Consider the following 11,744-nt stretch of genomic DNA (forward strand, 5'->3'; position numbering starts at 1 on the left):
AGCGACTACGATCACGCCCCATGTATATCGGAGAACTCGCCCGACGCGCCGGCTGCTCGCCCAAGGCCGTCAGGCTCTATGAATCACGGGGCCTGCTCGGTGCCGTGGCGCGGGCAGGCAGCTACCGCGTGTATGGACAGCAGGATCTGGTGCTGGTGCAGCGCATCCGCCAGGCGCTGGGGCTGGGCTTTCGACTCGACGAGCTGCATGGCCTGCAGCGCCTGGACCACGCCGACAGCTGGGACGCGCTGGCCCGGCTGCTGCGCGGCCGCCGCGAGCAGGTGCAGGCGCAGATGCAGCACCTTCAGGGACTGCAGACGCAGCTGGCCGCACTGGAGCGTGAGCTGCTCGAATGCCGCCTGGAGCCGGCGGATTCCAGAGAACGCGCCTGCGAGACCGCCATGGCTTGATCCAGGGTCTTGACCCTGCCCCTTGGGGCAAGGCGAACATGGCCGCCATGTCTCCAAGCACCACGCACCCCCATCATCCCCAGCGCATCCTGATCATCCTCGGCCACCCGTCGGCCGGCAGCCTGTGCGCCGGCCTGGCCGATGCCTATGCCCAGGGCGCACGCGACAGCGGTGCCCAAGTGCGCACGCTGCGCCTGGGCGAACTGGAATTCGACCCGCTGCTGCGCGCCGGCTATCGCCAGGATCAGCCCCTGGAGCCTGACCTGCAGCAGGCCCAGGCCGACATCCTGTGGGCCAGCCACCTGGCCTGGGTCTATCCGACCTGGTGGGGCGGCCTGCCGGCCTTGCTCAAGGGCTTCATCGACCGCATCTTTCTGCCGGGCTTCGCCTTCAAGTACCGCAAGGGCTCGATGCTGTGGGACCGGCTGCTGGCCGGCCGCACCGCCGATCTGCTGGTGAGCATGGATTCCCCGCCCTGGTATTACCGCTGGCTGGCGCACATGCCGGGCCATCACCAGATGCGCCGTGCCATCCTGGAGTTCAGCGGCATCCGGCCCGTGCGCATACACAGTTTCGGACCCGTGCTCGGCGCCGATGCCGCACGCCGCCAGCAGTGGCTGGAGCAGGCGCAGGCAGCGGGCCGGCGCACGGCAGCACGTCCGGTCAAGGCCGCGACTTGAGCAAAGCGTCAATGGCGGCTCGCCCCACAGACGGGTCGTCGGTGAAGATGCCATCGATGCCCGTGCGCAGGAAATCGTCCATGTCGGCGCGCGCATTGCCACGCCGGGCGCCGTCCTGTGCGGGCGGCGATTTCAGGCTCAGGGGAAGGAAGGCGTTCTCGGGCCGCAGCGTCCAGGGATGGACCAGCAGCCCCGCGCGATGGGCATCGGCCACCAGCGCAGTGGGCGCGGCATTCGCACCCTGCACCACAGGGATCACCATGCTTTTGCTCGGCCCTATGCCGTTGGCGTAGCGCGCAATCTCGGCCAGGCCTGCGGGCGTGACCATGTCGGCATAGCCGGGGCCCGTGCCGCGTGCCACGCTGTCATAGGGCTTGCCCTTGGGCGCCAGCAACTGCACCAGGCGCAGGTTGCTGCGCGCACGGATCCAGCGCAGGTTCTCGACCTCGAAGGACTGCACGAAGACTGGCGCCTGCGCATGGTTCCAGCCGTTGTCCGCGAGCAGCTTGAGCAGCGCGGGCTCCAGCGGCAGGCCGATGGACTGGAAGTAGCTCGGGTGCTTGGTCTCGGGATAGATGCCGATGGTGCGGTTCGTGCGTACGCTCTCGGCTCGGGCCAGGTCGATGACCTCCTGCAGCGTGGGCACCTCGAAACGGTCATTGAACTGCGCATTCGCCGGGCGGATCGCCGGGATGCGTTCGCGCGCACGCAGCGTCTTCAACTCGGCCAGCGTGAAATCCTCCACGAACCAGCCCGTGATCGCCTGCCCGTCGATGGTTTTGGTAGTCTTGCGCGCCGCGAACTCGGGGCGGTCGGCCACATTGGTCGTGGCCTCCTTGAGGCTGCCGTCGGCCGCGATGATGGCGATGGCGTTCTCATGCCGCGCCACCAGCACGCCATCGCGCGTGATGACCAAGTCGGGCTCGATGAAGTCGGCGCCCGCGCGTATGGCCTCGCGGTATGCCTCCAGCGTGTGCTCTGGCCGCAGCGCCGATGCGCCGCGATGGGCAATCAGCGCGGGCCGGGGCGGCCAGTCGGCAGCGGCATCGCTTCGGGCGGGCGCCTGCGGTGCGGCGCAGCCGGCCACCAGCAGGCCGGCGGCCGCGCCGGCCAGGGCCAGCGCGCGGCGGCGTGGGAGGTTGTCCATGTCTGTCTCCGGGGTCTCGGGGCATTCGATTGTGCGCGCCGGGGATGACACGGACATGGCCCGCCTGCGCTCAGGCGTGCTCGAAATGGAAGACCGCCGTGCCCGCCATGAGATTGGGCAGGGTACGCACGCTGCGGCCATCCTGCAGGCCGAAGGAGTCCAGTATGCGCAGCCGGTTCCGGGTGGCCAGCACCTCGAAGTCCTTGTAGGTGCCCACGCGGATGTTGGGCGTGTCATACCACTGGTAGGGCAGGCGCCGCGTCACCGGCATGCGCCCGCGCAGCACGGACAGGCGGTTGGGCCAGTGCGCGAAGTTGGGGAAGGCGACGATGCCCGCGCGGCCTATGCGCGCCGTCTCCTGCAGCATGGTCTCGGCATTGCGCAGATGCTGCAGCGTATCGATCTGCAGCACCACGTCGAAGCTGTTGTCCTGGAAGATGGCCAGGCCGTCCTCCAGGTTCAGCTGCAGCACGTTCACGCCCCGGCGCACGCAAGCCAGCACGTTGGCGTCATCCAGCTCCACGCCGTAGCCGGTGCAGCCACGCTCGCGCTGAAGGTGCGACAGCAGGGCGCCATCGCCGCAGCCCAGGTCGAGCACGCGCGAGCCCTTGGGGATCAGGCGCGCAATCGCCTGCATGGTGTTCAGCTCGGTCATGCGGCCTCCTTGGCGGCTGTCGTGGTTTCCTGGGCGATGCCGTCGAAGTAGGAGCGCATCACGTTCATGTAGCGGGGGTCGTCGAGCAGGAAGGCGTCATGGCCGTGGGGCGCGTCGATCTCGGCATAGCTGACGTCGCGGTTGTTCTCCAGCAGCGACTTCACGATCTCGCGGCTGCGTGCGGGCGCGAAGCGCCAGTCGGTGGTGAAGCTGACCAGCAAAAAGCCGGCCTTGGCCACCGACAGCGCCTGGGTCAGGTCGCCGCCATGCGTGCGCGCCGGGTCGAAGTAGTCGAGCGCGCGCGTGATCAGCAGGTAGGTATTGGCGTCGAAGTAGCTGCTGAACTTCTCGCCCTGGTAGCGCAGGTAGCTCTCGATCTGGAACTCCACGTCCTGCGTGCTGTACTTCAGGTCCAGGCCCTCCCTCAACTGGCGGCCGAACTTCTGGTTCATCACGTCGTCGCTCAGGTAGGTGATGTGGCCGATCATGCGGGCGATGCGCAGGCCGCGCGCCGGCACCACGCCATGCTCGTAGAAATGCCCGCCATGGAAATCCGGATCGGTGACGATGGCGCGCCGCGCCACCTCGTTGAAGGCGATATTCTCCGCATTGAGGTTGGGCGCGCTGGCCACGACCACGGCATGGCGCATGCGGTCCGGATGGCGCAGTGACCAGGACAGCGCCTGCATGCCACCCAGGCTGCCGCCCAGCACCGCGGCCAGCTGCGCTATGCCCAGCCGGTCCAGCAGCCGGGCCTGGGCGTCCACCCAATCCTCCACGGTGACCACGGGAAAGTCGGCGCCATAGATCCTGCCGGTGTCCGGATGCGCGTGCATGGGGCCCGTGGAGCCAAAGCACGAGCCCAGGTTGTTCACGCCGATCACGAAGAACCGGTTCGTGTCCACGGGCTTGCCGGGGCCGATCATGTTGTCCCACCAGCCCTCGCTCTTGGGCTGGCCCTCGTACACGCCGGCCACATGGTGGGAGGCGTTGAGCGCATGGCAGACCAGCACGGCATTGCTGCGGTCGGCGTTGAGCTGCCCGTAGGTCTCGTAGGCGAGGTCGTAGTCACGGATCGAGCCGCCGCCCTGCAGCGGCAGCGGCTCGTCGAAGTGCATGGATTGTGGTGTGGCGATGAAGGACATGAAAAAACCCGGCATCGCTAAAAACGAGGCCGGGTTCTCTGGTGTCGTCTTTAGCTGGATTTATAAAGCGCCCGCAAGCAGAAGCAAATCGGCGCATGAAGAATCATTATGCCAAAACGCCTGCCCCCGGAAGGAACAGGGCCAGCACGCCCAGCACCAGGAAGATCACGGCCGAGATCACATGCACCAGCCGGATGGGCACGCGCTTGACCAGCTTGTCGCCCAGCCACACCACGGGAGCGTTGGCCAGCATCATGCCCAGCGTGGTGCCCGCCACCACCCACAGGTAGGCGTTGTACTTGGCCGCCAGCATCACGGTGGCAATCTGCGTCTTGTCGCCCATCTCGGCCAGAAAGAAGGCCACCAGCGTCGTGCCGAAGACGCCCCAGCGCGAGTGTCCGGACACCTCGTCCTCGTCGAGCTTGTCGGGGATCAGCATCCAGACCGCCATGGCGATGAAGGACAGGCCAAGAATCCAGCGCATGGCGTTCTCGCCAAGATAGCTGGTGATCCAGGCGCCCACGGCACCGGCCAGCGCATGGTTGACCAGCGTGGCCACGAAAATGCCCGCCACGATGGGCCAGGGTTTGCGAAAACGCGCGGCGAGCACCAGCGACAGCAGCTGGGTCTTGTCCCCCATCTCGGCAAGCGCGACGACGGAGGTTGAAATCAGGAAGGCTTCCATGGTGTGGGGATTTATCCGGCCGGATAGAGCACGCATTGACCACGCTCCGACTCCGGCCTTTGGATCGGTGCGCGGTCAATGGTCTCGATCGGTCACACGCAGCATTGCACTGCGCGCCGCATACGCCATAGGCCAGCGAAGGCCCAAGTTTGTTGACGCATGCATCCGGCTGCTGAGCCGAACGATCTACTCCCCAAAGACTGAGCCGGCGATCATAGCAGCCCTCGGATCTGCATGCCGGCCCCCACTGCCGCCAAGGCACTTGCTTATGCGCTGCCGCAATTTCAGGGTAACTCCCAGGGGCATTCTGTGGCGGGCACGACGAATTTTTGCGAAACAGTAATAACGTGCGAAAACTTCTGCCACATAATGGGCGAGCTTTCGTTCGGGCTTCGGCTCAATGAGTGCTAGTGCGTTTGCGTCTCTAACGTTGTCATCCCGTGTTGACTCCCTAGGGCTCCATCGCGTTTTCCAGTTTTTTCAGGAGTCCTCCATGGGCAACAAGCTTTACGTCGGCAACCTGCCGTACACCTTCCGTGACAGCGATCTGGAGCAAGCCTTCAGCGAATTCGGCGCCGTTAACAGCGCCAAGGTAATGATGGAGCGCGACACCGGCCGTTCCAAGGGTTTCGGCTTCGTCGAAATGGGCAGCGATGCCGAAGCACAAGCTGCTATCCAAGGCCTGCACGGCCAAAACCGCGGCGGCCGTGACCTGGTGGTCAACGAAGCCCGCCCGATGGAGCCCCGCGCTCCCCGTAGCGGCGGCTTCGGCGGCGGCTTCGGTGGTGGCGGCGGTGGCGGCTTCGGCGGTGGCAACCGCGACGGCGGCTACGGCGGTGGCCGTCGCAACAGCTACTAAGCTCTCGCTTAGAGCATGCGTTAGCAAAAAAAGGGGCCCTCTGGGCCCCTTTTTTGTTGCCAAACGTTATCAGCTTGTGTTTTCGAGCATTTATCTTTTTGATTTTTGTGCTTCATAATTTAGTTTCGGGCAGACCCGTTCGAACGCTATGTGTTTAGGAAGGTTGGCCAGGCTCTTGTATACAAGGAACCTGATGTCTGTGCATCCTGAAGCCGAGCGCAAACCAGTGAGCATTGAGGAGTTGAGGAGTTTTTGATGGGCAATAAGCTTTACGTCGGCAACCTTCCCTATGGTGTGCGTGACAACGACTTGGAGCAGGCATTCAGCCAGTTCGGCGCTGTCACCAGCGCCCGGGTCATGATGGAGCGCGACACAGGCCGTTCCAAGGGATTCGGGTTTGTCGAGATGGGCAGTGATGCCGAGGCTCAGGCTGCCGTTCAGGGCATGAATGGCCAGCCATTGGGCGGACGCAGCCTCGTGGTGAACGAAGCACGTCCCATGGAGCCTCGTCCCCCGCGTTCGGGCGGCTTTGGCGGCGGTGGCGGCGGCTATGGCCGTGGTGATGGTGGCGGCGGCGGCGGTTACGGTGGCGGTGGCCGCGGTGATGGCGGTGGCTACGGACGCGGTGACGGTGGCGACCGTGGCGGCTATGGCCGTGGCGACGGCGGCGGTGGCGGCGGCTACGGCGGTCGTGGCGACGGCGGATTCCGCAGCCCTTATGGCTCCGGCCCCCGCAATGGTGGCCGTGGCGGCGGCTGGGGAAACAACAATAACAACGGGGAATGAGATCCACGGTTCTCAGTGTTACCCCGAATCAAAAAGGCTCCTTCATGGAGCCTTTTTTACGCACAAGATGCGTGCATGAGCATATTCCGAACGGCAATGGGCATCAGGGATTTTCCAAATGCCGATGTTTGCGCTTCCGTCCTACAAGCAGCCTGTCGAATATCGCGTTGGGGAGAATTTTCATCAACCGCCCCACCCAGGCCATTTGCCATGGAATGATGACCAGACTGCGGCGATCTTCAATGGCACGCCAGGCCCTTGCGGAAAACTCCTGCGGCTCCAATAGGAATGGCATGCCATAGCGGTTACCACGCGTGAGGGGTGTATCCACATAGCCAGGAAGCAATGTCGTGACTTTTACGCCACTACTGCGCAATTCACCGCGAAGGCTTTCGCAATAGGCAATGACTGCAGCCTTGCTGGCGCAATAAGCGCCGTGTCCTGGCAGGCCGCGCAGCCCGGCCACACTGGAAATTCCGACCAGTTGCCCGCTTCCACGCTGCACCATGGGTGCGATGAAGGGGTGGAAGCTGGCCACAACCCCCATCGTGTTGACGGCCAGCACCTGCTGCATGGTGTCGATGTCCTCGCGCATCGAGGTGTCCACGCCCCAGCTGACGCCAGCATTGGCGATCACGACATCGGGCAGGCCCTGCTGCTGCTCGCAGCGCCGGGCGGCGGCGATGATGCTGTCAGGCACGCCCACATCAGCCTCGTAGAGGGCGAAACGCGAGGAGTCCAGGCCCTGTTGCGCAGCCCATTGCGCCATCACGTCGCCGCGCCGAGCCACCAGCGCCAGCGACCAGCCTTGCTGGTAGGCGTGCCAGGCCAGGGCCTGGCCTATGCCGCTGGATGCGCCGGTGATGAAGGCCAGGGGTGCCGGGCTGCGCGAGGATGTCGTCATGGCTTGTCCTCCATCGGCATGCCTGCGCTTGCGCTGGCGCCTTACTTGGTCCTGGAAGGCTGCAGGGTGCCGCGCACGCGGCCCTGCAGTTTCATGACCAGATCCAGGTTGCTGTACTGCATGCTGTCGGCCGTGAAGCGGTCCTTGCCACGGGTCAGCACCACGGGCTGGTTGGAACTCACGCGCTCCTCGTTGGGCCAGGCGTGCAGGAATTCGCCCTGGAATTGCAACTGCGGCTGCGGCTGTTTACCTGCTGTCACAAATGGCTCGCGCGTGACGATGGCATTGCCGAACATCTGCACCTCGGAACCATCGGCATTGCTCAGCGCCCGGTTCGCACTGCCGCGCGTGATGCGGCCTTCGGGCGAGACCGCGAACATGCGGACGTTGTCGATTTCAAGCGTGTCGGTATCGGGATAGTGGCGGCCCATGCTGCCCTCGATCTGGCTCTTCAGACGCCCCGTGGCATCGAAGCTCTTGATCGAGAAATCCTTCATGAAATAGTCGGGCTCGTGCGCCACGGCCTTTTCGGTGCCGCTGGCCAGGGGCTGCGGCGCATTGCGCACCAGCCACCAGGTGCCCAGCGCCAGCAGGCCCATCAGCAGCACGGGCAGGTACAGGGAAAGCCGGTCACCGACGCGGCGCCAGGCCTGGGTCATGATGCGTATTCCGCCAGCAGCCCGGCATAGGCGCCACGCGCGGCCAGCAGCAGGTCGCACAGCTGGCGCACCGCTCCTTCACCGCCGCTGCGCGGCGTGACCCAATCGGCCACGGCCAGCACTTCGTCATGGGCGTTGGCCGGTGCGCAGGCGAAGGCGGAGCGCCGCATCACGGGCAGGTCCGGCCAGTCGTCGCCCATGGCTGCCGCCTGGTGCCATTGCAGGCCCAGCTCCTTCAGGATGGCCTCGGCGGCAGGCACCTTGTCTTCCGTGCCAAAGCGCGCATGCGTGACGCCCAGATTGCTCAGCCGCAGGCGAAGCGCGGGCGAATCGCGGCCCGTCACCACGGCGGGCGTGATGCCAGCCTTTTGCAGCAGTTTCAGACCATGGCCGTCCAGCGTGTTGAAGCGCTTGAGCACTTCGCCTTCGCCAGAGAACAGCAGGCCGCCATCGGTCAGCACGCCATCGACATCGAAGAATGCCACCCGCACGTCCTGCGCCAGCAGCAGCAGCGGTGCGTCCCAGTTCTGCACGGGCGTCAAGGGAGCGCGTGCCATCAGATTACCTTGGCGCGCATCAGGTCGCGGATATGGACCACGCCGCGCAGCTGGTGCTGCGCATCGGCCACCAGCACGGCGGTGATGCCGTGCTCCTCCATCATGCTGGCGGCGTCGACGGCCAGCGCGTCTTCGGCGATGGTGCGGGGGCCCTTGTGCATGACATCGCCGGCCTGCAGCGCGCGCAGGTCGGTGCCGGCCTCGACACGGCGGCGCAGGTCTCCGTCGGTGAAGATGCCTTGCAGCACGCCTGCCGCATCGACGATGGCCGAGCAGCCCAGGCCCTTGGCGCTCATCTCGCGCATCAACTCGACAAAGCTGGCATCGGCCCCGACCTTGGGCAGCTCTTTGCCGCTGCGCATGACATCGCGCACATGGGTCAGCAGCTTGCGGCCCAGCGCGCCGCCCGGATGGGAGCGCGCAAAGTCCTCGGCGCCAAAGCCGCGTGCATCGAGCAGTGCCACGGCAAGGGCGTCGCCCATGGCCATCTGCGCGGTGGTGCTGGCCGTGGGTGCCAGGTTCAAAGGGCAGGCCTCGCGCTCCACACGGGTGTCCAGCACCCAGTCGGCATGGCGGGCCAGCGTGGACTGCGCGCCGCCGGTCATGGCCACCAGGGGTATGCCCTGGCGCTTGATGGCAGGCAGCAGCACGGTGAGTTCATCGGCCTCGCCGCTGTTGGACAGCGCCAGTACCAGATCGATGCCGGTCACCATGCCCAGGTCGCCATGGCTGGCCTCGCCCGGATGCACGAAGAAGGCGGGAGTGCCCGTGGATGCCAGGGTGGCCGCCACCTTGCGCCCGACGTGGCCACTCTTGCCCATGCCCATCACGACGACGCGGCCGGACAGGCTCAGGATGCGCTGCACCACTTCACCGAACACGCCATCCAGGCGCTGCGACATGGCAAGAAGGGCATCGGCCTCGATGCCCAGGGTGTCGCGGGCCAGGCGCAGGACCCTGGACGTATCCAGCGCATTCAAGGTGGCAGCATCAGAATTCATCTGGAAGATTTTAGGCGGTCTGGCTACCCGGCGGCGGCGGCCCCCATCGGGCGTCTGGGTACACTGGCCCGTTCTTTCCAGCCCCCGATCCAGCGCCATGCACACCACCCTCAGCGTCAACGACTACCTGCGATCGCACATACGCACCGTGCCCGACTGGCCGGCGCCCGGCGTGCAGTTCCGCGACATCACGCCGCTGCTGCAGGACCCCCAGGTCTTTCGCGTGATGACCGACGCCTTCGTGCACCGCTACATGCAGCGCGGCATGCGCCCCGACGTGGTGGCAGGGCTCGATGCACGCGGCTTCATCCTGGGTGCCGTGGTGGCCCACGAGCTGGGCGTTGGCTTTGTGCCCATCCGCAAGAAGGGCAAGCTGCCGTTCACCACGGTGGAGGAAACCTATGAGCTCGAATACGGCAGCGCCACGGTGGAGCTGCACACAGATGCCGTCAAGACCGGCGATCGCGTACTGCTGATCGACGACCTGATCGCCACCGGCGGCACCATGATGGCCGGCAAGAGATTGCTGGAAAAGCTGGGCGCCACGGTGATCGAGGGCGCGGCCATCGTGGATCTGCCCGAACTGGGCGGCTCCACCCTGCTGCGCGATGGCGGCCTGCCGCTGTTCACGCTGGTGGATTTCGCCGGCCACTGAATCAGGCCGGCGCCCGGTCAGCGCAGTTCGCCGTACTGGGTGACACCCAGGTCCAGATGGTCCAGCGTGCTGTGGTGAAAGTCCGCGCCGCGTTCGCCTGCGCCTGGCCCGAGCAAGGGGCCCGAGCGGCGCACGCCGGCGGGCGCCGCAGCTGCAGAGCCCACACCACGGGCTGCAGCGGGCATGGCCGCCACGGCCATCTTGAAGGCGGCCATTTCCTGATCGTCTATGGGCTCGAACGGCGCCGTGTCCTGCCTGCGGCGCTGGGGCGCCACGGCCTCCATCGCAGCCACGGCGGGGACGGCCACGGGCTGGACGGGACGCGGTGTGCGCACGGCCACGGAATGCACCTGGGCCTGGGCGGCAGCGTTCTGGTCGCTGACCCGCCAGTACACGGCTGTCACGACCGCGCCCATGCGGGCCTTGGCCGCCTGGGCCAGCATGGCCTCGATCTCGCTGAGCCGAGCGGTTTCGCTGGCATAGGCCCGTGCCAGGTCCATCATCACCACGAAGCGCTGGCCCACGCTGTCCAGCGAGAGCACCTTGAACTTGTAGCTGGCCGACAACACCCCGGCACGCACCATGACATCGCGCACCACGCCATAGAGCTGCTCACGGCGCTCGGACCGCTCGCTGCGGCGCCCGGCCGCGACGGCATCACGGCGTGCCGCGGGGTTGGCCTGGCCATCGTTTCCAGGCGAACCACGGCCCTGTTCGGGCAAAGGCTTGCGGGAAAACCAGTTGAACACAGACATGGGGGCTCTCATTGTCACGAATAGTCACAAACTCGCGGCATTGTGCCTGCAACTTGGCGACATTTTGAGCACAGGTGTTGCAAAAACCGCTGTATCAATTTGTCGCAGAGCAAAGCCCGGTCTGTAATCCCACCCGGCCCCCGGAGAGCCTTCGCCCAAGTGCCGTTCAGGTGCTGCTCAGGTGCTCGCCACCCGGCGGCGGCTGTCCACCGCGCGTCGCGCCAGGACCTGGCCGGCGGCCATGACCAGGGCCAGCGCCACCCCGGGCTGGCGGTTGCTGAGTTCGGCGAAGCGCATGGCCGTCAGGCACCACAGGCGCCCCGGCGCGGCAGCCTGCACGGTGGCGTGGCGCGCGCGGTGCGCGAAGAAGGCGCCCTCGCCCAGGATGGAGCCCGGACCGACGATGGCCAGGCGGATGCGCTCCTTGGCATCCTGGTAGTGCACGCTGAGGCTGCCGGACTCCACGAAGTACAGATTGCGGTCCAGCGAACCTTCGGCAAACAGCAGCTCGCCCGCGGCCAGAGTGACGGGCACCAGGTAAGGTGCCAGCAGATCCCACTGCTCCGAGGTCAGCGCGTTCTGCACACCGTCGACAGCCACGGCCGACGACATGGCCTGGGCCAAGGGCCGCAAATCATTGTGGGAGGAAGAAGACATGGCGGATCCGGTTCGAAGTGGGCCGCGTACCCGCTCCGGGACGGCACCCGGCGACAGGCAGCGGCAAGGGCCGCTGCGGCACGCCGCATGCTAAGCGACGGCAGCGTGCACGCCAATGCCGGCGCGTGGGTTTTCGACGGCAAATTTTGTAGCAAAAGATAAATATTGCCGCCATCCCATCAGCCGTGC

Annotated in this window: 15 protein-coding genes; 5 read left to right on the forward strand and 10 right to left on the reverse strand. The window is 66.0% G+C overall.

Features of this window, described 5'->3' with window-relative positions; all coding sequences use genetic code 11:
- Positions 1-20 precede the first annotated feature (20 nt).
- Positions 21-410 (forward strand): MerR family transcriptional regulator, encoded by a 390-nt coding sequence (locus U6958_RS01755; RefSeq protein ID WP_016447240.1) that lies wholly within the window; start codon positions 21-23, stop codon positions 408-410.
- 38 nt (positions 411-448) lie between these two features.
- Positions 449-1,090: an NAD(P)H-dependent oxidoreductase gene (locus tag U6958_RS01760; protein WP_016447241.1), complete on the forward strand. Its 642-nt coding sequence runs from the start codon at positions 449-451 to the stop codon at positions 1,088-1,090.
- Here the strand turns inward: U6958_RS01760 and U6958_RS01765 are convergent.
- From U6958_RS01765 to U6958_RS01780, 4 genes are all read right to left on the reverse strand, one after another.
- Positions 1,074-2,237, reverse strand: a complete 1,164-nt coding sequence (locus U6958_RS01765; protein ID WP_208607041.1) for a glycerophosphodiester phosphodiesterase — start codon at positions 2,235-2,237, stop codon at positions 1,074-1,076. The two genes, U6958_RS01760 and U6958_RS01765, sit on opposite strands and share 17 nt — an antisense overlap.
- A gap of 70 nt (positions 2,238-2,307) precedes the next feature.
- On the reverse strand, positions 2,308-2,892 hold the full coding sequence (gene metW, locus U6958_RS01770; RefSeq protein ID WP_012207840.1) for a methionine biosynthesis protein MetW: 585 nt from the start codon (positions 2,890-2,892) through the stop codon (positions 2,308-2,310).
- Positions 2,889-4,037 (reverse strand): homoserine O-acetyltransferase, encoded by a 1,149-nt coding sequence (locus U6958_RS01775; protein ID WP_026062280.1) that lies wholly within the window; start codon positions 4,035-4,037, stop codon positions 2,889-2,891. The genes metW and U6958_RS01775 overlap by 4 nt, the downstream gene beginning before the upstream one ends.
- A gap of 106 nt (positions 4,038-4,143) precedes the next feature.
- Positions 4,144-4,722, reverse strand: coding sequence for a TMEM165/GDT1 family protein (locus U6958_RS01780; protein WP_034348253.1), 579 nt, complete (start codon positions 4,720-4,722; stop codon positions 4,144-4,146).
- Positions 4,723-5,215: 493 nt separating this feature from the next.
- On the opposite strand from U6958_RS01780, the gene U6958_RS01785 reads away from it, so the two are divergent.
- Positions 5,216-5,581: an RNA-binding protein gene (locus U6958_RS01785; RefSeq protein WP_016447246.1), complete on the forward strand. Its 366-nt coding sequence runs from the start codon at positions 5,216-5,218 to the stop codon at positions 5,579-5,581.
- 255 nt (positions 5,582-5,836) lie between these two features.
- Positions 5,837-6,367 (forward strand): RNA-binding protein, encoded by a 531-nt coding sequence (locus U6958_RS01790; RefSeq protein WP_074921147.1) that lies wholly within the window; start codon positions 5,837-5,839, stop codon positions 6,365-6,367.
- Between the two features lie 103 nt (positions 6,368-6,470).
- On the opposite strand, the gene U6958_RS01795 is transcribed toward U6958_RS01790, so the two are convergent.
- The 4 genes from U6958_RS01795 to U6958_RS01810 are packed head-to-tail and all read right to left on the reverse strand — an operon-like array spanning position 6,471 to position 9,488.
- Positions 6,471-7,271: an SDR family oxidoreductase gene (locus U6958_RS01795; protein WP_017405004.1), complete on the reverse strand. Its 801-nt coding sequence runs from the start codon at positions 7,269-7,271 to the stop codon at positions 6,471-6,473.
- Positions 7,272-7,312: 41 nt separating this feature from the next.
- Positions 7,313-7,930, reverse strand: a complete 618-nt coding sequence (gene lptC / locus U6958_RS01800; RefSeq protein WP_016447249.1) for an LPS export ABC transporter periplasmic protein LptC — start codon at positions 7,928-7,930, stop codon at positions 7,313-7,315.
- Complete coding sequence (locus U6958_RS01805; RefSeq protein ID WP_016454196.1) at positions 7,927-8,487, reverse strand: HAD family hydrolase; 561 nt, start codon at positions 8,485-8,487, stop codon at positions 7,927-7,929. Before U6958_RS01805 ends, lptC begins: the two co-directional genes overlap by 4 nt.
- Positions 8,487-9,488, reverse strand: a complete 1,002-nt coding sequence (locus tag U6958_RS01810) for an SIS domain-containing protein (protein ID WP_016447251.1) — start codon at positions 9,486-9,488, stop codon at positions 8,487-8,489. Before U6958_RS01810 ends, U6958_RS01805 begins: the two co-directional genes overlap by 1 nt.
- 97 nt (positions 9,489-9,585) lie before the next feature.
- On the opposite strand from U6958_RS01810, the gene U6958_RS01815 reads away from it, so the two are divergent.
- Entirely contained in the window at positions 9,586-10,143 is a 558-nt protein-coding gene (locus U6958_RS01815) for an adenine phosphoribosyltransferase (RefSeq protein WP_017405006.1), read from the forward strand.
- Positions 10,144-10,160: 17 nt separating this feature from the next.
- Here U6958_RS01815 and U6958_RS01820 read toward each other — a convergent pair whose 3' ends face one another.
- Together U6958_RS01820 and U6958_RS01825 are read right to left on the reverse strand one after the other, a co-directional pair.
- A complete protein-coding gene (locus tag U6958_RS01820) occupies positions 10,161-10,898 on the reverse strand; it encodes a hypothetical protein (RefSeq protein ID WP_074921148.1) in 738 nt (245 codons plus the stop codon).
- Between the two features lie 177 nt (positions 10,899-11,075).
- The gene (locus U6958_RS01825) at positions 11,076-11,555 is read right to left on the reverse strand and encodes a Crp/Fnr family transcriptional regulator (protein ID WP_016447254.1); all 480 of its coding nucleotides are present in this window, start codon (positions 11,553-11,555) and stop codon (positions 11,076-11,078) included.
- Between the last annotated feature and the right edge of the window lie 189 nt (positions 11,556-11,744).

Origin of the sequence: Delftia lacustris, from assembly GCF_040267515.1 — a bacterium.
Classification (GTDB): Bacteria; Pseudomonadota; Gammaproteobacteria; order Burkholderiales; family Burkholderiaceae_C; genus Comamonas; species Comamonas tsuruhatensis.